Genomic DNA, 24,908 nt, shown 5'->3' with positions numbered 1-24,908 from the left:
TATGAAGATTCTTTATATTGATATTGACTCCTTACGTCCAGACCACCTCGGAACCTATGGTTACCACCGCAATACGTCACCCAATATTGACAGGATTGCTGAAAAAGGTGTGACATTCACCAATTATTATGCTTCTGATGCACCTTGTGCTCCATCGCGGAATGCTTTGTTCAACTCCAGGTTTGGTATTCATACCGGTTCGATTAATCATGGCGGATTAGAAGCGGATGTAAGACCAATTGGAGCAGATCGCCCGTTTAACCATCATCATAGCCCATATCAGGCGTGGGTAGAGGAACTGCGGTTCAAGGGGCATCACACGGCGATGATCAGCCCGTTTCCTGGACGGCATGCTAAGTGGAATGTACTGGAAGGTTTTCTCGAAATGCATGATACAGGCAAACATGCAGGAGAAACTGCTGGTGATGTATCCTCTGAGGCATTGCGTTGGATCAAGGGCAGGGGGACAGAAAAGGATGACTGGTTCCTGTATCTGAATTTCTGGGATCCCCACACCCCGTATCGCACACCAGAAGAATACGGGAACCCGTTTGAGGATGACCCAGCCCCTGATTGGCTGACAGATGATATCATTGCGAAGCACCGGGAAAGCTTCGGACCGATGAGTGCACGAGAGATTCCATCCAGGCACCAAATGCCGAATCTTCCAGAAGAAATAGCTTCCGTAGATGATTTTAAACGATGGATTGATGGGTATGATACGGCGATCCGCCATGTGGATGACCATATCGGTAAGCTGCTTCAGGCATTGGAAGAAGAAGGGATATTAGAAGAAACGACCATCATCATCTCTGCTGATCATGGGGAAAATCAAGGAGAACTGAATATTTACGGAGATCACCAGACTGCTGACCATATTACAAGCCGTATCCCGCTGATCATGTCTGGTCCTGATTTTAAACAAGCGCATGTAGATCAGGATTTTCATTATCAAATAGATGTCGGGCCGACATTGATAGATTTGATCGGTGGGGAACAGCGTGAGCGATGGGATGGGACAAGCTTTCTACCTGCCATCACTAAGGGAGAATCGGCAGGTCGGCCATATCTGGTCGTAAGCCAGGCAGCATGGAGTTGCCAGCGCGGTGTTCGTTTTGATAATTGGATGTTAATCCGTACTTATCATGATGGTTTGAAAGATTTCCCCGAGCTGATGTTGTTTGATATTGAAAAAGACCCCCATGAAACGAACAATCTCGTTGAAGACAGGCCTGAGATTGTCGGAAAAGGATTATGGCTCTTGGATGAATGGGTCACAGAGCAGCTGGCTTCTTCCGATTCCCCGACGGACCCGATGTGGAATGTCATTCACGAAGGCGGTCCTTTCCATACCAGGGGTGACTATCATAATTATGTTAAAAAACTGCGGGATGACGGCAGGAAGCAAGCGGCAGACCGTTTAGAACAACGTCATCAAAAGTTTCAAAAATTTTATAACCAATAATGGTAAGGGAGAAGTTGAGCTTTGACTAATACGACTGAGTTTTATGAAAAATTGCCAAGCAATGTAAAGGCGTTTTTCGACCGGCAATATGAGGATGCCTATCGCTTACTTGACGCATCACGTCAGCCTGAAACGGGTTTATACGGTGACAGTTATCGGACATTTGAGGAAAATCCGGAACAAAAATGTTCCATTGCTGCAACAGGAGTTGGTTTAATTGGCCTATGTGTAGCAGATATGGAAGGCTGGGAACAAGATGCCGCAGAAAAAGCAATACTTACTTTAAACACGGTGATGGGGAAAACCGATGGCTGTCTGCCGGCTCGTGATTCGAAAACAGGCTTTTTCGCTCACTTTGTTGATATGAAAACAGGAGAGAACTTAAATTCGGAAATTTCAACCATTGATACTTCCTTATTAGTTGCTGGTGCCCTATTTGCAGGACAGCATTTCAAAGATACTGATTCTGAAATTGATGCAATGGCGAATGAACTGCTGAGCAACATAGACTGGAGTGTAATCGTAGCAGATATAGATAAAGGTTCCATTAATATGGTTGTCAAAGATGGAGAAGGAATCATGCCGCTGCCAGCCTATAATGAGTATGTGTTAGTATCCCACCTTGCCAGGTTAGGCCAGCCTGAAAATGAAGCGATCCAGGATTTATGGTATGCCAACTTCGCAGAAGAAAAAATCAGTGAGTTACCACAGGTTCACTATCGCGATATTCCTGTGTTGACAGATCCTAATGGAGGTACTGATTCCTTTTTATCCTCCTTTGTCCACCAGTTTCCTTATTACCTGGTCCCGGAATATACGGAAAGTGCAGTTTATCAGGAGTTCTACAAAAACGCTTGTATGGCTGACCGGTTAAAGTGGAAGGAACTGGAGGATGTCCCTTCCTATGTATGGGGGTATGGTGCAGGTCCAAATGATGGATTACACGGTGGGTATCACGCTGATCAAATCAATAATGCACCAGGGGATGTGGCATCTGCTTATATCGTTGCAGGATTTTTGCCGGTTTATCCCGCTGGAATCTTTGACTTATATGCCTTATACCAGGTTCATCTCCCTTTTGATACGTATACAAACCAGCAAGATAGCGAAGATGAACGCAAATTTCGAGCCTCCTATCGTTATGGGCTGCATCGATATTCGTGGTGGCATTTGGAGAAGCCGGACAGATGGTACCCAACCAAAGTCACCCTGATTGATTGGAGTTCGATGTTGTTTGGGTTGACTGCTTTTAAACACGGAATGGCGTTTTTTACAGAGCGCGTCAGCCACCGGGCTATTCGTTAATGTATAAAAGGCAAGGACCAGCATCGTATGTTGGTCCTTGCTTAATTGGAGGGGGAGAGTAAGAATGGAAATGAAAGTTCTAACGTTCAATTTACGGGTGGATCTCCCACAGGATGGATTAAATGCCTGGCCATATAGAATAGAAAACGCAGCAAAAACTATCCAAAAGCATAAACCGCTAGTTTTCGGCACTCAAGAAATGCTATTAGGGATGATTAGGGATTTAGATGAATATTTGCCAGAATATCAATGGGTCGGGGAAGGAAGAAGAGGTGGAATGGAGGATGAATTCTGCCCCGTTTTTTACAATGCCCGTATACTGGACAAGGTAAAAAATGGACAATTCTGGCTGTCAGAACAGCCCAAGGTGCCAAACAGTATAAGCTGGAATAGTGATTTTCCGAGAATATGTACCTGGGGACATTTTCGATATAAGCATGAACCAAATCAAGAGTTTGTAGTTTTTAACACGCATCTCGATCATGTAAGTCAATCAGCACGGGAAAAAGGCATCGTTTTAATTTGGGAGAACCTGCTCCATTTCATCAATAAAAATATCCCATCAATTTTAACCGGGGATTTAAATAGTAACCCTGACAATAATGTTATTCAATTTTTACGAGGAGTTTCACCAATAGATGGAGTAACTGCCCATTTACAGGATACCTTTTCTGTGACAGATGCTGATGTCGGTCGCACTTTCCATGACTTTGAAGGGGGGATTACAGGGGAACCGATCGATTATATTTTCTGTACTTCTGATTTTAAAGTTTTAAAAACGGAGGTCGATCGAAATAAATACGGGGAGGCTTACCCATCAGACCATTATCCTGTAAGTACTACACTGGAGATTTGAGATAGGGATGTTCCGCAAAAGCATAAGAAAGAGGTCCAACCGATCAGGTATGGACCTCTTTTGGAAATTTATACAGCGCAGCGATTCGGACCGACTTCCATTTCGCGTTTTTCTTTCTCATCGGGATCTGTCTGCCCCATGTTAATTTTCCGAATTTCTTCATGACTGTTTGGCTGAGGCGGGAGATTATCGGTGACCATATGACGGAACTCTTCTGCATCATCCACATTCAACCGATCGTTTTTCTGATACAGGTTTTCCAGCTTTGCTTGAACGGTCCCATCTTCCTTGAATTCTTTCATATCTCCAAAGTGGGAAGGCAGAACGATCAATTCTTGCGATAAGCTCTGGTAGCGATCATAAAGCGTGGAACGAAGGTCATTTACCCACTTATCAGCCTGCCCGGCCAAATCGGGGCGACCAATCGATTCAATAAATAAAATATCCCCGGTCATCAGGTACTTGCCATCGACAATAAGGCTGGTGCTGCCAATTGTGTGTCCCGGAGAATAAAAGGCAGAGATATCCGTGGTACCACCAATGGAAATTCTGGTTCCATCCTCCAGCTTTTTATAACCAAATGTCAGGCCTTCATCATCCTGTGGCGGAAAATAATAATCTGCATCCGTTTGTTCTGCCAATTTCTTTCCGCCTGAAATATGATCGGCATGAAGGTGGGTATCGAAAACATATTTTATAGTTGCATTTTTTTCTTCAGCGAAGCGTTCAAACGTCTCTGTCATTCTCGTCGGGTCGATAACGGCCGCTTCCCCATCCGCAATTGCCATATAGGAGAGACACCCTTTTCCGATACGGAGAAATTGATACAGCTCCCCGCCACTGGATAAGTCCCCGATCTTCACCGGTTCCAGGTGCTCGCTCCATGCAGTCATTCCCCCTTCCAGGTACGTAACATTCTTTATCCCTTCCTTTTCAAGGAGTTCTACGCCTTTTTGAGAAGAAATGCCCCTGGCACAAATCACGTAAACCGTTTGATCTTCAGGGAGCTGTGCTTTTATTGCTTCCGGGTTCTTTTCCAGTTGTTTATAGGGAATGTTCAAACTGCTGACATTCCGACCTTCGATAGACCAATCCTGGTAATCTTCTTCTTTGCGAATATCTAATAAGAAAACGTTCTCGCTCGCTAATATTTTTTGAGCAAGCTCCTTCGAGTTAATAGGTTCTAGTGCCATCATTTTCCCTCCATGTTTTAGGTAGTGCCTTTCTCTAAATCGTTATTTCGATTACAAAAAGGTACGGAAAACAAATACCTCTCCCTGTATATAGTTAAACACTTCTTACAAATATCCTTTTACTAAAAGAAAAATTTGAAGGCTGAGAGGGGGATTTTAGCCTTCAGATACATTGGTAGGAACTGCTCCGAAATTACCGCGTCAATAGTCTGGTTGATTTTTTATTTATAAAAGACTAGGATAATACACAACATTTTGAAAATTATGACTAAATCATGCAACATATTCTATCAGGTGGTCGAAAAAGGAGGAATCAAGTGTGAGCAAGCCAAAAAAAGAGCCGATTAAAAACGGGAAACTATGGATAGTGATGGGAATACTATTTGTCTTGATTAACCCTTGGTATTTTCCGGCAGGCTCTTATCAGCCGTTATTCTGGGGAATACCTTACTGGGCGTTTATTATCATTGGTGCATCCTTGTTATTATCCGCATTTTTATCCTATATTTTGAAGTATCATTGGGATTTGGCAGAAGAAGAGGAAGAAAAGAAGGGGGCCGAGTAATCGATGGATTTAGCTTTTTCAGGTTGGTCCGGAGTCTTGATTTTATTGATGTACGGCGCAGTCATGCTTGCTGTCGGTATCGTCACTTATTGGAATAATAGAAATGTCCACCAGAGCATGGATGAATATTATCTTGGTGGACGAGGCCTGGGTGTGATGGTTTTATTTTTCACATTTTTTGCCACACAGTACAGCGGTAACACCGTGGTCGGTTATCCGCCGGCAGCTTACCGGATGGGCTTTGAATACCTTGTATCTGTTCCTTATTTCATCATGATCATCGTGGTCTATTTGATGTTTGCTCCTCGGATGTACATAGTGGGAAAGAAGTACAACCTTCTTACACCGGTCGATTGGCTGGAGAAAAGGTTTAAATCGAAACCGGTCTCTATTCTCGCTGCCATTCTGATGCTTTATGCACTTGGCAACTATTTATTGGAACAGTTTGTCGCTATCGGGCAGGGAGTTTCGGGACTTACCGGCGGGACAATTCCGTATCATGTTGGAGTGGTGTTTTTCATTGTAATCATGTTGATTTACGGCTGGCTCGGAGGAATGCGTTCTGTCGCCTACACCGATATGATGCAGGGAATCGCTCTTTTGTTTGGGGTTTTTATGCTGTTGATCGGTTCTATCATTTACTTCGGCGGGTTGCCAAAAGCTGCCGACTACATGCAAGCCTATTCGCCGGAAAAGTTAGGAGTTCCGGAAGGGCCGGGTGTCGTCAGCTGGTTCAGTTTATTGGTCCTTGTCGGTATTGGAGCTGCCGTCTACCCACACGCTGTCCAGCGGATATTTTCAGCGAAAAGTGAACGAACGTTGAAACGGTCTTTTACCAGAATGGCGTGGATGCCATTTCTGACCGCAGGTGTCGTATTTGTTGTAGGAATTATTGGTATTGCTGCGTTTCCTGATCTGAATATGGCAGAATCGGAGCAGCTGGTAGGGATGATGGCCAGTGCCATTGCAGGTCAGCACGTCATTTTTTATTGGGCGATGGTGCTGTTGTTCGGGGGTGTCATTGCGGCGATTGTGTCAACGGCGGATTCTGTTCTGCTCACATTTTCATCGATCGTCTCGAAAGACTTGTATGGGAGATACATAAACCCGGAAGCAACAGAAAAAAAGAAAATTCTGGTGGGAAAACTTGTGGGAGTAGCCGCGGTGGTCGTCCTCGTATTAATTGCCTGGTTTCCGCCAGGAACGCTTTTTCAAATTTTCGTCCTTAAATTCGAGCTGCTCATCCAGGTAGCACCTGCCATGATTCTCGGTCTTTACTGGAATCGTCTTCATCAGAAAGCTGTGTTTGTCGGAATGCTTGCAGGTACAATCATCGCTTCTTATATGACTTTTGCTGACATTACTCCATTAGGGATTTTCAGTGGGTTATGGGGGCTTTTAGCCAACCTGTTAATCTGTATTGTTGGCAGCCTGGTCATGACAGTTTCAGTCGCCGAGGAAGAAGAAGCAGAAAAAGTAATTGGTTTGTAGATGGTATTAAACCAGTCAATCAAAGGGTTGACTGGTTTTTTATGTGCTGGAAATGGTGATTTTGGCAGTTGTTTAAAAAAATCCTCATAAAATTTGGAGTTTAATTATGTTGGTAATGTTAGCTTTCTGTAAGCATAAATATGATAAAGAAATCAGTTAAACGCCTTTCCAGGAGAGTGAGTAGTGATGCCGGAAATCGCTCATACCATGCCAGTATTAATTCGCAATGATGAAGATATGGCCATGTTGAGAGAGTGTCTTGACAGCCTGAAGGGCAGTATGGATCACTTTGTTTTTTATAATCAGGGTGGGCTGTCTAATTATGACCTTTCCAGTCTGATTGATGCTTATCTCAAGGATTTCACCGTTTTGGGAAAGGGCACGAATGATGGCATTCCTTTTGCCAGGCAATCGTGTTTTCAATACATATGGGTTAACTTGCCGGCGATGCAGTATATTACTGAAATTCATCCGGACATGTTATTCCCGAAGGATTGGCCCCAAAAGCTTGTGGAATTTCTTGAGGACAATAAAGAAGAACCTTGCATTTCTCCTGGTATTCTAACTAAAGAAGGGCAATGGCATCCCCATGGCAAAGGGATATTTGGTGCACAGATTCCCTCTCGGACCGATGAACTTGTTGACCTGTTAGTAGAAAAACAAGAAGAAAAAGTGGTGGAGGGGTTTGTTCATCCAGTTATGCACCGTGCCAGCTGCTTAAAGAAAGCAGGTGGCTACATAGTGGAAGACTTGCCGGGAATGCAAGGGTATGAAGATGATTATTTACTGCTTTCTTATTATCATAGGTTGCGATTACCTGAAAATTGGAAACCAAAAGCGCTATTATCCATCTATGTGTTTCATCGTACTATGGCACAACGAGCAGATTTTTCCAATATGGAAGAAGAGTCGAACAAAAACTTACAGGGGTTGTTGAAACGATTTGGTACACAAGGAATTATGGATTTACAACATATACATTCCGTGAAGAAAAAGGAAAATATTCGGGGAAGCATTTACTTTTTTGGTACATCTAGTGATAAAGATGTGCCTTTTATCCGAGGAGTCAACCCTTATATCATTCACTCGCAAATATCTAAGGAAAGAAGTCTGGATCAATTTGAACAGGAAAAAGCCAGTGATGGAAATGTCAAAAATATCGCAGTGGTGGATCATCCTTATTGGCTGAATTCTGTTTCAAAAATCTGTCCTCAGCTAACAATTGCCCGAATTACTGAACATGTGTGGAACCCTACGAGTGCTTTATATAGGAAGGGGATTTGTGCAGTAGCTGACATAATTCTGACAGACTCAGAAGAAATCCATTGGCAATTGGCGTTATCCCATCCGTTTATCCTGCTTTGTCCATCATTAAATAAAAAATCGCATCTGCTAAACGAGGATGAATGGGGGATTTATTCTGATAGTGATTATTATTTAAAAGAAATCATCGAGTCCTCCTTCGAAGACGGGGATCGAACAGAAACCTGGCAAGGTATGATTAATAAACAAAGACAGGAAAGAATCCGGGGTTTACAAGATATTCTGGAATGGGAGCCGCATAACGAAGTAAACCTCTCCTTACTGGCTAAGTATTATTATATTACTCAGCAGTATGAAGAAGCGGAAAACTATTTTTTTCAAGCTTTTTTAAGAAATGTACTCGTTCACAAAATGGATGGTCTGAACAGGTATTACCCTGGAATTTGTCTGGCGCAATTAAGGCAGGGTAAGACGAAAGAAGCCTTGAATTCATATGGGATCCTTGCCCAGACGGATGACATGAAACAGCACTATCATCAGCTTCTTCCCTTATACAACAAAGAGGAATATGAGTGGTTACAGGCAGAAATCAGCAGACTTCTAGGGGATATACGCTATGCCAGAGACTTAATAGATCAAACTGCTTCCCCCGAAGCGGATGGAAGTCGATATCTTTTTTATAGAGATATGTTGGATTATAAAGGTTGTGAAGAAATCCTTCGTAAAAGGGGAGATGGTGTTGCTTCTGCCAAAGAGCATTGGCTGTTGCAAGGAGAGAAAGAAGAGTTGTTCGGTGAACCTCAACGAGCCTTGCATCATTACCTGCAGGCATCGATTTACGAAGAAAAAGCAATAGAAAACATTCTTCGATTGGAAGCGGTGGATCGTTTTATGGATGGGGGGGAGTAGAGGATGCATCCAGTCAGGAAAAAGGAAGGCAATAGGCTGACGGCTATCATGCAAGTTAGAAATGAGGAAAACAGGTACTTAGAAGAAGTGCTTGGTGACATTAGTGTGTATGTGGACGATATCGTTATTATCGATGATGCAAGCACAGACCGAACCGTAGAGATTTGCCGGTCTTTTCCAAAAGTCAAAGAAGTCATCGAGCTCGAAAATTCTCATTTCAGCAAAGAGTGGGAGCTGAGAAGCCGATTATGGCAGGAAGCATGCAAGTATGAGCCTGATTGGTTGTTATCCATTGATGCAGACGAGGTATTTGAACATTCTTTTAAGGAAAAAGCACGTACCTTGATCAATCAGGATAGCTATGATTGGGTGAGTTTCCGTATTTATGATTTGTGGGGAGGCAGAACCCATTACCGAGAAGATGAGCACTGGAACCTTCACAAACGTCATACGATGATGCTAGTCCGATATCTGCCAGGTTTCCCCTATTATTATTTAAAAATGAATCATCACGCCCATAGGCTGTCTTTGTCCTATCAGGCATTAAGAGGTTGTTTAACGGATATACGGGTAAAACATTATGGATGGTCAGGAGATGAAGCGGAGCGGCTGGAAAAGTACGAACGTTATAGGAAGATGGATCCTGATGGGCAGTGGGGGCATCAGGATCAGTACACGTCTATTCTTGACCCTTCTCCAAACCTTATTGAATGGAAGGAGGAAAGGGAGTGAAGAAAGTTTCTATATTGACGCATAGCTTTTTAGATGCCTACAATAATCAGATTCACAGAATCTACGGTGGAGGACTCGAACGGTATTTGTTTGAGCTGATTAAGATCCTGCATCGCTTAGAAGTGGATGTGGACGTCCATCAACTCTCTTATCATAAGCCCTTCCATACCCAGTTAGAAAAAACGGAGATAGCGGGAACAGCTGTGTTTGGGTACTATTGCCATGACTTGGACAGTATCGGTGAATTATTTCAGGAAATGGAACAGAAAGCAGAAGGTTCCATCATTTATGCAAGTTGTATCTGGCATCCGATACCGTATAGGGAAGGGAGTTTAGGCATCTGTCATGGGATCAATTGGGATCGTATAGATTTGACTGAAGAGGCGAAAAACGAGGTTAAGAAAAATGTCCAACATGCTGTAAACGCTTTATCAAAAATTGTGTCTGTTGACTCTCATTTTTTAACTTATTGCCGTTCAACTTGCCGGTATTCAGATCCCGAAAAAATTGAACTTATTCCCAACTTCGTTGATACTGCACGGTTTACACCGTCAGCAATTAAAAAAAATAAGAGTATGTCTCGAGTGCTGTATCCCAGGAGAATCAGCCATGAGCGTGGCATCCTCCTGATGATGGCAGCAACCGATATATGGTTGAAAGAATATGAAGACATCGAAGTGTATTTTACAGGCGAAGTGATTCACGGGACGGAAATTGCTCGTGTATTTGAATACTGGCTAGAAAAGCATCCACAAAAGGAAAGAATCTGTCATCAAATTCATCGTTTTGAAGAAATGCCCGAAGTTTATCAAGGTGCTGATATAGCAGTGATTCCGACTATATTTTCCGAAGGTACCTCCTTATCCTGCTTAGAGGCGATGAGCAGCGGCCTCCCGGTTATCGCAACAACCGTTGGCGGCCTGAACGATCTGCTGATAGATAAGTATAATGGACGGTTAATCATGCCTGCCGTAGATCAGTTGGTCGAAGCTGTCGGAAATTTTATAATTGACCAAAGAAAATGTGAAGAGATGGGAGAACGGGCAAGGGATACAGCTAAAGCGTTTGACCTGGGGATTTGGCAGCAGAAATGGGAAAGGGTATTGTGCGCTTACCTTGATTAAGGGGGAATAACGATGCCAAACTATAATGTTTTCACGAATTTGCGGAACCCTCTGACGACTGTTGATATTGCCGCTTCAAGTGCCGAGAATGGTGCTAACTACAGGGTGACAACGGGGGTGGTATCTGTAGCGGCGAATGCGTACATGGCCGTTCAGTTGTCAAATCCTACAACCTCCCGTTATACAGCACGAATCGGCCGTATCTTTGGAGGGGCTATTACCAATACATCGATTTTTTTAATTCGGGATGGAACTGTTGCTGGCGGTACAACGCTTACCCCCATTAATACAAATTTTGGCTATCCCAATAATAGCCAGTTAATCCCGAGCTTTTCTACAAGTCTCACGAATCCCGCTGTCGGAGGGGCTACCTTTAGTACGATGATTCAAACAGGCGGACCTGTATTTAATGATGAACTTGGAAAAATTATCATTCCTCCTGGAAACCGGCTTATCGTTGACCTTCTCAATTTAACGAACCAGACCAATACGCTCACACTAACATTAGGTTGGGCGGAAGTGAGTCCAATATCCTAAAATGTCTACTCAAAAAGCTGAAGGTATAGAAACGACATGATTTTAAAAAAACGGTCCCTATGGAGTTTTATGTCCATACAGACCGTTTTGTCTTTGGCGCATATCTATAAGAGGTCTGTGTAAACACACTCTATAGATCGATCTTTATCCAACGGCAGTTCCTGCCCCTTCGAGATCTTAAGTCCATCGTGTGTGATAAAAAGCGTCATGGAGAGGTATGGCTGAAGCCTGCGGGAGTATGCTTTTCATTGGCCTCGAGAAGAAGCCCTAAGATAATCAAATACCATTGTTCAGACAGGTTAAATGAGTCAGAAGATTGTTTATATCTATTATGGGTGGGGATGCTGTCTTAGATTGATAACTTAAAAGTGTTACTAATCTGGGTAAGGGCGAAGAAGGGGCTCTTTCCATCAATTTTTTGAGTAATTTTTGAGATTGTCTATGTTTTCCGCATTTTAATTGGAGGAGGGAGATTGCTAAACATTCCTCTACAGATTGTTTTTCTGTATTCACGGATAGGTGATCAGTGATTTTTTCCAAATCCTGAGCGGGAAAATTGGGAAACAAATACAGGTGTATCAAGGGGAGAGAGTTGCAGCTATCCAGTGACCTAGTAAATCGAATATAGCCGTTTACCATCCTGCCTTCCAGGAACATCCACTTGGCCAAAGTGACAGCCCCTTTATATTCATCGTTATAACCTTGCATCATACACGTATATAAATCCTTTATAAGAGAAAAGTCATGCACGTAAGTCTCGAGCCATTTCTGATGATCTAGGCTTTCTTCATAATAAACACACCAAATAAATAAGACTTCCTCCAGATGGAACGTCTTTTTTTGTCTTATCAAGTGGCTGGCAGCCGACTTTTTTTGTCCTTTTATTGATAACGTAAGAGCTTCAGCAAGGGGATGCCATACATGTAATTCTTTAAGAATGGGTTCAGGTATATGTTGTTTAGCCGTCTCCCATTTATCCCGCTGACTCGAGGCGACAAGTATTTTCATCATCGTGAGCCATTGACCAGTCTGCAAGGAATCCTTCCAGTTTTTGATGTCATTTATGAAAGTGGAGGTACTTACAAACGGTGCAGTTGACCAAAGGAGATACCTTCCCCATGCTGGTTGGTAGGCAGGGCAGGTATTCAATGATGCCCGGTAATGCTCTACAGCTGTTTCGAAGTTGAAAAGTTTTTCGTTAGCCTCACCAAGCGTGTATAACGTGCGAAAAGATCCTGTTCCTGCCTGAGAGGAATAGAAAGTGTGAGCAGGACAGGAGCATGACTGTTCAAGTGAATGAATAGCAGCAGGATAATGGTGTAGGTCCATGAGAATGGCTGCTTTGGCATCGTACAAGTCTGCAAAATCCGAATAATGCTCCAAACCTTGCTCTGCCAGTTCCAAGGCTTCTTCGTTCTTCTGAAAAGATCTCAGCAGGTGGACGGATTTTAACACGATATCTGGCGCGTAATCTGCAGAGGGGGAAATTCCCCTCAACAGCTGCATAAATATATCATATGCTTTTTTGTATTTTTCAGCTTGCAGGTATTCCACTCCTAAAGCATATGTCAGACGTGGATCCTTTGGGGTGGCTATCATTGATTTATTTATAATGGAAACATTACGTTCATGTTTCCTTTGCTTTTTTTCATTATTGTGGATATAACCGAAATGATGAAGGGTAATTTCACTATTCTTTATATTCCATCCATTCGTTTTTAGCGAGGTTGAAATCTCTTCATGAATAGCTCCCTGAAAACGAATGGAGGGGTGGTTCCGGAACAGACGGCAGCTGAAATCGGTAAAGTAACTGTTTTTGTCATAATGACCGTAGTAATTAAGGAAACGTACCATATATCCGCCCACATCATTATTTTCCATATAGGGTGTAATGTCGATCCCCTGCAAGATTTCATCGGCATCTAATACTAAAATCCATTCCTTTGTTGCATGATCCAAAGCGAAGTTACGAGCAGCACTGAAATCCCCTTCCCAAACATAAGGAATCACTTTCGCTTGAAATGCGTTCGCTATCTGGACTGTGTTGTCAGTCGAGCCCGTATCCACAATCACAACTTCATCCGCGATGTGGGTAATAGATGAGAGACAACGTGCCAAATTATTTTCTTCATTAAAAACAATCATACACACACTTAAACCCTGGTTATTCAATCCAGCCTTCCTCAAACGGTAAAGTAGTCTTTGCTGAGCGTATCAAGTCAAAATCCCCTTCCTTAAGTACATTGTCAAAATGCTTTTCCGCATTATACGACAGCGTCTGGACAAGCTGGATAATGGAGTGGGCTTTATAATCCTTATCCATTTGAGGATGCATGTCTTTCCATTTACTTAGGTATTGTTGAAATGCAGCATAAAATCCCTGGTTATACAAAATTCTCCCCTTGTGTTCTATCTTTAGAATAGAGGTGAGCGAATCACGATCAACAATAGGATGAATACTCTCGGGCAAGTCTGCCTGCCAGCGTTCCGTCTCGTTCATATACGGAGGGAGACCCTTTATTTCTTTCCTCTTTCCGAACCTATCTGAATGTAAAAGTAAACAGTCGTCCTTAATTCTTTTCCATTTTTCCTGCAAAGGAAGTGAAGGGGTTTCTTGCAGCCACTCATCTATGAGCATACTAACACTCTGGTAACAATGGGATCTTAAAAGAATGTTCATAAGGTTTTCTTTTTGCTTTTCAGTATGCATGTTAAATCTTTTGTTCAAAAGGGAAGGAATCTCAGCTTCTCTGTCTGTATTTCGTAACAGCTGGAATATTCGATAAAGCGGACGTTTCTCATGTTGCAATTGAAATGATTTAAAGTAATGGTCAATGGCATAGTCATCTTTTCCTTGACTTTCATATACGAGCGCCAATAAATAATAAGTGGCGAATGATCCAATTCCTGATTCCGTATGGTATTTAGTGGCGGGTTGAAGCTGGATGGCTCTTTGGAAGCATTTTTCAGCACCTGCACTGTCTCCCAATGTAATAAGGTACGTACCTTTGTAATGGTGCAGGTCAGTGTAATCGGGATATAGCTTTATTCCTTCATTACAAATAGTAATTGCTTCCTCTAAACGATGGAGTGCCCCCAGTGCCCTTGATTCGCATTTATAAAGAAGGTGAGCATAATTAACTTTAGGACCGACACGCTTCCTGGACATGCGAAAGGACTGAAGAGCTTTATCATAATCATTTAGCTGCATATATTCAATTCCAATATTGTAAAGGTGAAAGGGATTATCCGGGTTTTTTTCCAATTCCTTTTTCAAAAGGGTGATGTTACGCTCAATTTTATTTTTCTTAGCGCGAATTTCCTCTTGGTACCCATAATGGTCAATAATCACATCTGTCATGACAAAACGAGCTTCGGGTTTATTTTTCTGGATATCTTCTGCGATTTGTTCATGAATTGCACCGGAAAATCGATACTCTTCCCTGTTTTTAAACATACGAATGGCTGGATTAATACTCGCTTCTTTTCCTTTTTGGCCAAAATGGTTATACACCTTTAAGAAGAAGCCGTCTGCGTCTTTATATTCCGACAATCTTTTTATCTCATCGACGGAATCGGGGTTCAGTTCTTCATCGGCGTCAAGAAACAAAATCCAGTCTCCAGTGGCATGGACAAGCCCTGCATTCCTGGCAGCGGAAAAGTCATTTTGCCACGGGTGATGGATAAGGCTAGCTCCAAAGCTTTCAGCGATGGAGGTGGTATTGTCTGTAGAACCAGTATCTACGATAATGATTTCTGAAACCACATCTTTAATGCTCATCAAGCAATTACCGAGAAGTTCTTCCTCATCTTTAACGATCATGCACAGCGATATGCTGCTCATTTTGTAATCGAACCCTCCTTTGTCTCCCTCTCCAATTAGTCTGCCAACCATGTTTGGAAGAAAGTTGAATCGCAAGCTCTACTTTTTTTAAATATGCAGTAAACAATGGGTAATCCGGCAACTCTTTAATAGAATCGATTAAAAGAGATTTGGATTGCTGGTTATAGCAGAGGGATGCCCCAATTCGGGCACTTTCATAATTTTCTTTCGCATCAACAATTTTTTCAAATAAAATGGAGGCTCGCTCCCAATCCTTTTGATGGAAATAATATTCCCCTAGAAGAAAGGTTCCCTCCAAGTCGAGCTTGTTTTCATCGAGAAGGGAATGAAAAGTTTCGCTGGCTTCTTTGACATATCCTTCATAATAGGATGTCTTTGCAGCAAAAAGTTGAAAGACAGGGTGTAAACTAATTAATTTATTCCTTACATTAGGTGCCTGGAAGAGAATTGATTGATGGAGAAATTGTTTAGCGAACACAAGAAAGGAGAGTGGAGGGTTGCTGTTTTTTTGCTCTCCATTTAAAAGCATTTGGATGATTTCGTTATAAAAGTGTGCGTCAGGATTATTTTTGATCTCTTCGTACATTTTTTCAGGATATGGATAACTGTGTTCATTAAAAGTAACAATGATTGCTTGTAAGAGTGTGGCGGAAACGGGTTTCTGTAAAGAATCCAATCGCTCTGACGCCTCATGCAAGTGATTTAAATGGAGTAAACTGAAGATTTCTTTTTCCGGATTCCCATCGATATCCTTGCAGAAATCTAAAAATTCTTTATCGCAGCCTGTGGCAAAAAGAACATTCGCAACTTCCTGAAGGCACAGTTGTCTTAAGGGTGATTCCATTCTCAGGGAAGGCGTCAAAATATGAGTCAACTCTTTTTTGATGTCTGAACATTGTCTTCCGGAAGCAATCAGCAGGTCTGCTATTCCATATAATGCTTCATAGTGATAAGGACAATGCTGGAGAGCCTTTATGTAAAATTGAAGGGCATCATTACATGCATTCCACTCTAAAGCGATGTCTCCCATTAATGTCCAGGAAAGATAAGTTCCTTTGCCAGTTTCCATTGCATAAGGACGTGATGGAGTAGTTTTAGTGGCTTTCTCCAAAACCCGAATAGCTTTATCCATTTCTTTTTTTTGTCGAAATCCATAACCTAAATAATAATGAAGGTCTGGATAATCTTGATAATTGTTAATCTCTCTCTTAAGAAGGTCTATGGCTGAATCGTATTGCCCTCCTTTCATATAAAGTTTGGCAAGATCTTTCACCAAAGTTGGACGATAAGATTGGTTAGTATCAGTACGTTCTAAAGATTGCTTCACATGTTCTATCGCTTGGTTATCTAAAGAGAGCTGTTCATAAGTAATGCCTAAATGATATTGAAGATAGGGATCATCCGGACACTCTCTCAGGGACTTTTCCAATATCCGACGATTACGGTAAGCCTTTTCCACCCTTGCTTGTGCCGGAGAATAGCCTCTATGCAGGAGCTTCCCTTGTGTTTTTCCTATCACACTCATGGAAGTGTGTTTTTTTAAAATTGATGGGAGAATATCTTCATGAATGACACCAGTGAAACAATAGTCCTGGTTATTTCTAAAAATACGTATCGATGGGTGGACCACCTTTTCATAAGGCTTTTCGCCTGTTACGCTTTCAATGTCCATAAAAAACGCTTCTTTATCAGTATTTTCAAGATCAGCCCTGATTTTTTGAAATGACCCGGCAAAAACCTCATCAGCATCCATATATAGAATCCATTTCGTGTTTGCCTCAGAGAGTGAGTAATTTCGTGCATTGGAAAAATGATCATCCCATTTTTTATGCAATACTTTGGCACCCGCTTCTTCTGCAATAGAAACAGTATTATCGTCTGAACCAGTATCAACTACAATTATTTCATCAACTAGTGACTTGATGCTGTCCAAGCATGTCCGTATATTCTCCGCCTCATTCTTTACAATCATATGAAGGCCAAGCAACAACAAAATCGCCCCCTAACAAGAAGCATCCCTCTGCTTGAACAGAGGGAATACAATGGTTTCAATAAGAATTTATGAGCCTTGACCATTAAATATGACTGAGATCGTTCCAGTCGCAAGGGTTGTAGAAGAACGGTAAGCAAGCCTTGTGTACTTTAAAAAACGTTGCGGAACAAGCACATCTACTGAACCTGCTCTAAGATCTATGGAAGTGATATCCGTAAACCAGTTGACACCATTAGCACTGATTTGAACGATGGTATCTACTGTACCTGACGGGCTGGAATTATAAACAAAAAACGAATAATCTTCCAGTATGGATGTTGTGATAGCGGCCAATGGGGTGAATGTTGACGATGCTGTACCGACACCTATATTCAGAAAGCTTTGTTCAACAAAATTGTTTTGCGAAATAGCTGTTAATGTTCCGCCTGACACAGTCACGGAAGTAATTTCGGCAGTGACCGTTCCCCCAAGGATGGTGGCATTAATGAATCCATTGGTAATGGTCGCGCCCAGAACGCTATCGATAGTATCCAGCGTTCCGCCAATTATGGTAGCGGCCAGCACTTCTTCGACGGTATTGATGGTCCCGGCAGAAATGGTAGCCCCAAGCACACTCTCCACCGTATCTAAAGTTCCACCAACTATCGTGGCAGCGAGTACTTCTTCAATGACATTAAGCGTCCCGCCGGTCACAGTTACGGAAGCAACTTCGGCAGTCACTGTCCCCCCGAGAATCGTGGCGTTGATGAATCCATTAGTAATAGTAGCTCCCAGGACGCTGTCGATGGTATCAATAGTACCTCCAACCACCGTGGCAGCGAGGACTTCTTCAATGACATTAAGCGTCCCGCCAGTCACAGTGACGGAAGCCACTTCAGCAGTGACCGTGCCTCCAAGGATGGTGGCGTTGATGAACCCATTGGTGATGGTCGCGGCCAAAACTTCCTCGACAGTATTGATGGTCCCGGCAGAAATGGTAGCCCCAAGCACACTGTCCACCGTATCTAAAGTTCCACCAACTATCGTGGCAGCGAGCACTTCTTCGATGACATTAAGCGTCCCGCCAGTCACAGTGACGGAAGCAACTTCGGCAGTGACCGTGCCCCCAAGGATGGTGGCATTAATGAAACCATTGGTAATAGTAGCGCCTAAGACACTATCGATAGTATCCAGCGTTCCTCCAATGATGGTGGAGGCCAAAACTTCTTCGACGGTATTGATGGTGCCAGCAGAAATGGTAGCCCCAAGCACACTCTCCACCGTATCTAAAGTTCCACCAACTATCGTGGCAGCGAGTACTTCTTCAATGACATTAAGCGTCCCGCCGGTCACAGTTACGGAAGCAACTTCAGCAGTAACCGTGCCTCCAAGGATGGTGGCGTTGATGAATCCATTGGTGATGGTAGCACCTAAGACACTATCGATGGTATCGAGCGTTCCGCCAACGATGGTGGAGGCTAGAACTTCCTCGACGGTATTAATGGTGCCACCAGAGATAGTTGCCCCAAGTACACTGTCCACCGTATCTAAAGTTCCACCAACTATCGTGGCAGCGAGGACTTCTTCGATGATATTAATAGTCCCGCCAGTTACAGTGACAGCAGCCACTACGGCAGTGACCGTGCCTCCAAGGATGGTGGCGTTGATGAACCCATTGGTAATAGTAGCGCCTAAGACACTATCGATAGTATCCAGCGTTCCTCCAATGATGGTGGAGGCCAAAACTTCTTCGACGGTATTGATGGTGCCAGCAGAAATGGTAGCCCCAAGCACACTCTCCACCGTATCCAAGGTGCCCCCGACTACCGTGGAAGCCAGCACTTCTTCAATGACATTAAGCGTCCCACCGGTCACAGTGACGGAAGCCACTTCGGCAGTCACTGTCCCCCCGAGAATGGTTGCGTTAATAAATCCATTGGTGATCGTAGCTCCCAGGACGCTGTCGATGGTATCAATAGTACCTCCGACCACCGTAGAAGCCAGCACTTCTTCGATGACATTAAGCGTCCCACCGGTCACAGTGACGGAAGCCACTTCGGCAGTCACTGTCCCCCCGAGAATGGTGGCGTTGATGAATCCATTAGTAATCGTAGCTCCCAGGACGCTGTCAATGGTATCAATAGTACCTCCGACCACCGTGGAAGCCAGCACTTCTTCAATGACATTGATCGTGCCGCCAGTCACAGTCACGGAAGCAATTTCGGCAGTAACCGTGCCTCCAAGGATGGTGGCGTTGATGAATCCATTGGTGATGGTAGCGCCTAAGACACTATCGATGGTATCGAGCGTTCCGCCAACGATGGTGGAGGCTAGAACTTCCTCGACGGTATTAATGGTGCCACCAGAGATAGTTGCCCCAAGTACACTGTCCACCGTATCCAAGGTACCACCGACCACCGTAGCAGCGAGCACTTCTTCAATAGTATTGATGGTCCCGCCCAAGATGCTATCGATGGTATCGAGCGTTCCGCCAACGATAGTAGCAGCCTGTAATTCTTCGACGGTATTAATGGTGCCTCCAGAGATGGTAGCCCCAAGTACACTTTCAATGGTATCCAAGGTGCCCCCGACTACCGTGGCAGCGAGCACTTCTTCAATGACATTAAGCGTCCCACCGGTTACGGTAACGGAGGTGACTTCGGCAGTGACCGTGCCTCCAAGGATGGTGGCGTTGATGAACCCATTGGTGATGGTCGCGCCCAAGACGCTGTCGATGGTATCAATAGTACCTCCAACCAACGTGGAAGCCAGCACTTCTTCAATGACATTAAGCGTGCCGCCGGTCACAGTGACGGAAGCAACTTCGGCAGTCACTGTCCCCCCGAGAATGGTGGCGTTAATAAATCCATTGGTGATGGTAGCGCCCAAGACGCTGTCGATGGTATCGAGCGTTCCGCCAACGATGGTAGCTGCCAAAACTTCTTCGACGGTATTGATGGTGCCAGCAGAGATGGTAGCCCCAAGCACACTGTCCACCGTATCTAAAGTTCCACCAACTATCGTGGCAGCGAGCACTTCTTCGATGATATTAATAGTCCCGCCAGTTACAGTGACAGCAGCCAATTCGGCAGTGACCGTGCCTCCGAGAATCGTGGCGTTGATGAAACCATTGGTAATAGTAGCGCCCAAGACGCTGTCGATGGTATCAATAGTACCTCCAACCACCGTGGCAGCGAGCACTTCTTCAATAGTGTTGATGGTCCCACCGGTCACAGTGACGGAAGCAACTTCGGCAGTGACCGTGCCCCCAAGGATGGTGGCATTAATGAAACCATTGGTAATAGTAGCGCCTAAGACACTATCGATGGTATCGAGCGTTCCGCCAACGATGGTAGCGGCCAATACTCCTTCGATGGTATTGATGGTGCCAGCAGAGATGGTAGCCCCAAGCACACTCTCCACCGTATCCAAGGTGCCCCCGATCACCGTAGCAGCGAGCACTTCTTCGATGATATTAATAGTCCCGCCAGTTACAGTGACAGCAGCCAATTCGGCAGTGACCGTGCCTCCGAGAATCGTGGCGTTGATGAATCCATTGGTAATAGTAGCGCCCAAGACGCTGTCGATGGTATCAATAGTACCTCCAACCACCGTGGCAGCGAGGACTTCTTCAATGACATTAAGCGTCCCGCCTGTGACAGTAACGGAAGCAACTTCGGCAGTGACCGTGCCCCCAAGGATGGTGGCATTAATGAAACCATTGGTAATGGTCGCGCCCAGAACGCTGTCGATGGTATCCAGCGTTCCGCCAATGATGGTAGCGGCCAAAACTTCTTCGACGGTATTGATGGTGCCAGCAGAGATGGTAGCCCCTAGTACGCTGTCAATGGTATCAATAGTACCTCCGACCACCGTAGCAGCGAGCACTTCTTCAATAGTGTTGATGGTCCCACCGGTCACAGTGACGGAAGCCACTTCGGCAGTGACAGTACCTCCAAGAATCGTGGCGTTGATGAACCCATTGGTGATCGTAGCTCCCAGGACGCTGTCGATGGTATCCAGTGTTCCGCCAACGATGGTGGAGGCCAGAACTTCCTCGACGGTATTAAGGGTGCCACCAGAGATGGTAGCCCCAAGCACACTGTCCACCGTATCCAAGGTACCGCCGACCACCGTGGAAGCCAGCACTTCTTCAATGACATTGATCGTGCCGCCAGTCACAGTGACGGAAGCAATTTCGGCAGTAACCGTGCCTCCAAGGATCGTTGCATTAATGAATCCATTGGTAATGGTGGCTCCCAGGACACTGTCGATGGTATCAATAGTACCTCCAACCACCGTGGAAGCCAGCACTTCTTCGATGACATTAAGCGTCCCGCCGGTCACAGTGACGGAAGCAACTTCAGCAGTCACTGTCCCCCCGAGAATCGTGGCATTGATAAATCCATTCGTAATAGTAACACCCAAGATGCTTTCTATGGTATCCAGCGTTCCGCCAACGATGGTAGCGGCCAGGACTTCCTCGACAGTATTGATCGTGCCGGCAGAAACCGTAGCCCCAAGCACACTGTCCACCGTATCCAAGGTGCCCCCGACTACAGTGGAAGCCAGCACTTCTTCGATGACATTAAGCGTCCCGCCGGTTACGGTCACGGAAGCAATTTCTGCAGTGACAGTACCTCCGAGAATGGTAGCGTTGATGAACCCATTAGTGATCGTCGCACCCAGAACGCTATCGATAGTATCCAGCGTTCCGCCAACGATGGTAGCAGCCTGTATTTCCTCGACAGTATTGATGGTACCCGCAGAAATTGTAGCCCCAAGCACACTGTCCACCGTATTCAAGGTACCACCGACCACCGTAGAAGCGAGGACTTCTTCGATAGTATTGAGGGTCCCGCCAGTTACAGTGACAGCAGCCACTTCGGCAGTTACTGTCCCGCCGAGAATGGTAGCGTTGATGAATCCATTGGTAATTGTAGCACCTAGGACACTGTCGATGGTATCGAGCGTTCCGCCAACGATGGTAGCAGCCTGTATTTCTTCGACGTTATTGATTGTTCCGCCGGTAATTGTTACAGAGGGGATTTCAGTAGTAATCGTACCAGTAATAGCATTAATCGTTCCTCCGAGTATAGTAGCTCCCAAAATGTGTTCAACCGTATTAATTGTACCTCCGAGAAGACTGTCGATCGTGTCCAGCGTTCCCCCGACTACAGTTGCAGCCAATACATTTTTCACAACATCAACAGTGCAGCAGCATGAGGTATCGCATTTTGCATTGGCGATACCCTCTAAAGAGCAGTCTATTTTATTATGATTTTTCTTATTAGAATTGGGGTTATCGGAGCCTTTCGGACTCATATGTATCACTCCCTATATTTCTTGAAATGGAGTAGTGATATTTGAAGGTTCTTGACATATTACGCCAACTTAAAGAGGGAGGTTAAATTTAGGAAATGGTGAATATCCATTTCTTAATAATATACTAGGGAGGTGTTGGACTATATGACTATTGAGGAATTTGATTTTTAATGTCGTAGTGAATATTTACTTGAAGGGTATATTTCTGGGTGCGCATTCTTTAGCTTGCAAAAGAAGAGTTTCTTCCTTAATTGCTTGAATACTTTGGCTTATTGCAAGGTCTACGTTGATTTGTTGAAAAAATGAATTTCCTTGGCTGTCACTATTACATATTACATAAACATCACAGGTAAAATCCGAAATAGTGCAAACAATCTCCGACTCTTCAGGTTTACATAAAAGTACACTTCCTGTAACAGCGAATGGCTGAGGAAGCGATAAGCAATATTCGCCTAAATTATTGGAGAGTCGTACAACAAAAAAGCCTTGAGTGAGCAATTTTACTACCTGTAACGTGATGAGACTCCCATCATCTGTTTGAATCTGTGCTTCTTTACGTCCGTTAATGATAGGTAATTCACTGCATACCAGACCTTCAGTAGGGGAGACGGGATTCCCATCAGCGTCAGTCAGATAACACTCTCCTGTTAAAGATCCTTCTTCTTCTAAACCACTTAAAATTCCGCAATGAAAATCAAGAGTTTTTAATCCCTCATGTCCTTTGAAACGCTCCGTTGTATCCATTTGTTTTACTACCCAGTCGTATACTCGATTAGTTACTATGCAATAGCTTTCTGATTCCGCTGTTAATGGGTTGATTTCCACTTTATCCTCCCCTCTTTCATAAAAAGTAAGGTTATAAATAAATTATGAAATCTTGCAATCTTCCGTTCTTTTTTTCCGCATAAAACCTAGTAAAAGCATGCCCCTGCACTGATTTAAATTTTCTTATTATCAATAAGTGGATAGTGCTAATTTTTCTATAGAAACGAATTCACCCCCAGCCTAAGTTCGGCCGGAGGTGTCCATGGATTCACGATTTATCCAGTTGATTTAGTGCCCACGTAGCAAGGATGGAAGCTCCATATGGCATGGCGTCCTCATCCAGATCAAATTTAGGGTGATGGAGCGGGTATGAGGCATTTTTATCCTCATTTCTCACTCCCAGCCGGAAAAATACGGCTGGAATTTTGTTGGCATAAAAAGAAAAGTCCTCCCCGCCCATAGAAGGTTTAATGATGGAAAATTTGTCTTCCCCGAGTTCCTGTTCAACCGCTTCCTCGACTGATGGAACAAGGGAGGTGTCGTTGATAAGCGGCGGATAAAAGTAATCATATTTTAGATTGTAAGAAGCACCGAATGCTTCTGTGACGCCTTTTACCACTCGTTCCATCTTCTCTTCGATTTGATAACGGACATCAGGGTCCAACGTCCGAACCGTTCCTCCTACCTTTACTTTAGATGCGATAGCGTTATCCGCAGACCCTCCATGAATTTGTCCCATCGTAAAAACAGTGGGAGCCAGGGGATCGATTTGCCTGCTGACCAGCTGTTGGAGCGAGCTGATGACTTCCGCTGCTACCGTGATAGAGTCTATGGCACGGTGAGGATGAGCGGCGTGTCCGCCTTCTCCGATAATTTCAAGATTAAAAAAGTCAGCTGCAGCGCATGCTTCTTTTCGTGTACATGTCACATAGCCTGTCGGCACATCCGGGTTCACGTGCAAACCTGCAATAGCATCGACTTTTGGATTTTCGAGTACGTTGTCTTCGATCATTTTTTGTGCTCCAAACCGACCTTCTTCGGCGGGCTGGAAAATCAGTTTGACATTCCCTTTTTGTGGGGGATTATCTTTCAATAGTTGTGCTGCACCCAACAGCATGGTCGTGTGGGCATCGTGTCCGCACAGGTGGGCGGTTCCTTGATTTTTCGATTTATAGGGAACATCCTTCTCATCTTCTATTGGTAAAGCGTCCATGTCACCTCGGAGTGCCACGGTTTTCCCCGGCTCTCTGCCTTCGACTAAAACCGTTACCCCGGTGTTGGCAACTATATCAATATTGGTGTAACCCATTTCTTTTAATCGCTCTACAACAAATTTGCAAGTTTCATATTCTTCAAGTCCCAGTTCAGGATTCTTATGGAGATGGCGCCTCCAATCTATCCAATGGGGGAGATGTGATTCAGCTTTCTTTAACAGTGTCATGGTGATCGCTCCAATCCATATTGCATTATATATTGCTGTATAATAGAATTTAACGTTAAGTGTTTCACATTCCAATTACAGTGGCAATTTATTTTCATTTTTTTCTTAAACCGGAGAGAAA

Annotated in this window: 16 protein-coding genes; 9 read left to right on the top strand and 7 right to left on the bottom strand. The window is 44.1% G+C overall.

All coding sequences use genetic code 11. From position 1 onward, the window contains the following. Position 1: 1 nt before the first annotated feature. The 3 genes from JOC33_RS10260 to JOC33_RS10250 all read left to right on the top strand — a co-directional run bounded on the left by JOC33_RS10260 (position 2) and on the right by JOC33_RS10250 (position 3,626). Positions 2 to 1,465, top strand: a complete 1,464-nt coding sequence (locus JOC33_RS10260) for a sulfatase family protein (protein ID WP_205092379.1) — start codon at positions 2 to 4, stop codon at positions 1,463 to 1,465. 21 nt (positions 1,466 to 1,486) lie between these two features. Beyond that, positions 1,487 to 2,770 carry a hypothetical protein gene (locus JOC33_RS10255; protein WP_205092378.1) on the top strand — a complete coding sequence of 428 codons (1,284 nt, stop codon included), beginning with the start codon at positions 1,487 to 1,489 and terminating at the stop codon, positions 2,768 to 2,770. A gap of 64 nt (positions 2,771 to 2,834) precedes the next feature. Next, positions 2,835 to 3,626 carry an endonuclease/exonuclease/phosphatase family protein gene (locus JOC33_RS10250; protein ID WP_205092377.1) on the top strand — a complete coding sequence of 264 codons (792 nt, stop codon included), beginning with the start codon at positions 2,835 to 2,837 and terminating at the stop codon, positions 3,624 to 3,626. A 68-nt stretch (positions 3,627 to 3,694) separates the two neighbouring features. Here the strand turns inward: JOC33_RS10250 and JOC33_RS10245 are convergent, their stop codons facing one another. Then, a complete protein-coding gene (locus tag JOC33_RS10245) occupies positions 3,695 to 4,819 on the bottom strand; it encodes an MBL fold metallo-hydrolase (protein WP_205092506.1) in 1,125 nt (374 codons plus the stop codon). 319 nt (positions 4,820 to 5,138) lie between these two features. On the opposite strand from JOC33_RS10245, the gene JOC33_RS10240 reads away from it, so the two are divergent. The 6 genes from JOC33_RS10240 (at position 5,139) to JOC33_RS10215 (ending at position 11,440) form a co-directional block, all read left to right on the top strand. Beyond that, positions 5,139 to 5,384, top strand: a complete 246-nt coding sequence (locus tag JOC33_RS10240; RefSeq protein WP_205092376.1) for a hypothetical protein — start codon at positions 5,139 to 5,141, stop codon at positions 5,382 to 5,384. A 3-nt stretch (positions 5,385 to 5,387) separates the two neighbouring features. Beyond that, positions 5,388 to 6,875: a sodium:solute symporter family protein gene (locus JOC33_RS10235; RefSeq protein WP_205092375.1), complete on the top strand. Its 1,488-nt coding sequence runs from the start codon at positions 5,388 to 5,390 to the stop codon at positions 6,873 to 6,875. A gap of 183 nt (positions 6,876 to 7,058) precedes the next feature. Further along, on the top strand, positions 7,059 to 9,047 hold the full coding sequence (locus JOC33_RS10230; protein WP_205092374.1) for a tetratricopeptide repeat protein: 1,989 nt from the start codon (positions 7,059 to 7,061) through the stop codon (positions 9,045 to 9,047). Between the two features lie 3 nt (positions 9,048 to 9,050). Then, the gene (locus JOC33_RS10225) at positions 9,051 to 9,779 is read left to right on the top strand and encodes a glycosyltransferase (protein ID WP_205092373.1); all 729 of its coding nucleotides are present in this window, start codon (positions 9,051 to 9,053) and stop codon (positions 9,777 to 9,779) included. Next, a complete protein-coding gene (locus JOC33_RS10220; RefSeq protein WP_205092372.1) occupies positions 9,776 to 10,903 on the top strand; it encodes a glycosyltransferase in 1,128 nt (375 codons plus the stop codon). The genes JOC33_RS10225 and JOC33_RS10220 overlap by 4 nt, the downstream gene beginning before the upstream one ends. A 12-nt stretch (positions 10,904 to 10,915) precedes the next feature. Next, the gene (locus JOC33_RS10215; protein ID WP_205092371.1) at positions 10,916 to 11,440 is read left to right on the top strand and encodes a hypothetical protein; all 525 of its coding nucleotides are present in this window, start codon (positions 10,916 to 10,918) and stop codon (positions 11,438 to 11,440) included. A 276-nt stretch (positions 11,441 to 11,716) separates the two neighbouring features. Here the strand turns inward: JOC33_RS10215 and JOC33_RS10210 are convergent, their stop codons facing one another. The 6 genes from JOC33_RS10210 to JOC33_RS10185 form a co-directional block, all read right to left on the bottom strand. Then, complete coding sequence (locus JOC33_RS10210; protein ID WP_205092370.1) at positions 11,717 to 13,612, bottom strand: tetratricopeptide repeat-containing glycosyltransferase family 2 protein; 1,896 nt, start codon at positions 13,610 to 13,612, stop codon at positions 11,717 to 11,719. After that, positions 13,605 to 15,284 carry a glycosyltransferase gene (locus JOC33_RS10205; protein WP_205092369.1) on the bottom strand — a complete coding sequence of 560 codons (1,680 nt, stop codon included), beginning with the start codon at positions 15,282 to 15,284 and terminating at the stop codon, positions 13,605 to 13,607. The genes JOC33_RS10210 and JOC33_RS10205 overlap by 8 nt, the downstream gene beginning before the upstream one ends. Further along, positions 15,253 to 17,274 carry a TPR domain-containing glycosyltransferase gene (locus tag JOC33_RS10200; RefSeq protein ID WP_205092368.1) on the bottom strand — a complete coding sequence of 674 codons (2,022 nt, stop codon included), beginning with the start codon at positions 17,272 to 17,274 and terminating at the stop codon, positions 15,253 to 15,255. The genes JOC33_RS10205 and JOC33_RS10200 overlap by 32 nt, the downstream gene beginning before the upstream one ends. Positions 17,275 to 17,343: 69 nt before the next feature. Then, positions 17,344 to 22,581, bottom strand: a complete 5,238-nt coding sequence (locus JOC33_RS20320) for a DUF6385 domain-containing protein (protein ID WP_239534082.1) — start codon at positions 22,579 to 22,581, stop codon at positions 17,344 to 17,346. A gap of 186 nt (positions 22,582 to 22,767) precedes the next feature. Beyond that, on the bottom strand, positions 22,768 to 23,406 hold the full coding sequence (locus JOC33_RS10190) for a BMQ_0737 family morphogenetic spore coat protein (RefSeq protein ID WP_205092367.1): 639 nt from the start codon (positions 23,404 to 23,406) through the stop codon (positions 22,768 to 22,770). A gap of 208 nt (positions 23,407 to 23,614) precedes the next feature. Next, positions 23,615 to 24,787, bottom strand: coding sequence for a M20 metallopeptidase family protein (locus JOC33_RS10185; protein ID WP_205092366.1), 1,173 nt, complete (start codon positions 24,785 to 24,787; stop codon positions 23,615 to 23,617). Positions 24,788 to 24,908 lie beyond the last annotated feature (121 nt).

The organism is Thalassobacillus pellis (assembly GCF_016908295.1).
Lineage (GTDB): Bacteria > Bacillota > Bacilli > Bacillales > Halobacillaceae > Thalassobacillus > Thalassobacillus pellis.
This window is presented reverse-complemented; position numbering and strand designations above follow the sequence as displayed.

Coding starts and splice junctions, on each gene's coding strand:
- JOC33_RS10260 (WP_205092379.1), top strand. CDS start 2: ATGAAGATTCTTTATATTGATATTGACTCCTTACGTCCAGACCACCTC.
- JOC33_RS10250 (WP_205092377.1), top strand. CDS start 2,835: ATGGAAATGAAAGTTCTAACGTTCAATTTACGGGTGGATCTCCCACAG.
- JOC33_RS10245 (WP_205092506.1), bottom strand. CDS start 4,819: ATGGCACTAGAACCTATTAACTCGAAGGAGCTTGCTCAAAAAATATTA.
- JOC33_RS10235 (WP_205092375.1), top strand. CDS start 5,388: ATGGATTTAGCTTTTTCAGGTTGGTCCGGAGTCTTGATTTTATTGATG.
- JOC33_RS10225 (WP_205092373.1), top strand. CDS start 9,051: ATGCATCCAGTCAGGAAAAAGGAAGGCAATAGGCTGACGGCTATCATG.
- JOC33_RS10215 (WP_205092371.1), top strand. CDS start 10,916: ATGCCAAACTATAATGTTTTCACGAATTTGCGGAACCCTCTGACGACT.
- JOC33_RS10205 (WP_205092369.1), bottom strand. CDS start 15,284: ATGAGCAGCATATCGCTGTGCATGATCGTTAAAGATGAGGAAGAACTT.
- JOC33_RS20320 (WP_239534082.1), bottom strand. CDS start 22,581: ATGAGTCCGAAAGGCTCCGATAACCCCAATTCTAATAAGAAAAATCAT.
- JOC33_RS10185 (WP_205092366.1), bottom strand. CDS start 24,787: ATGACACTGTTAAAGAAAGCTGAATCACATCTCCCCCATTGGATAGAT.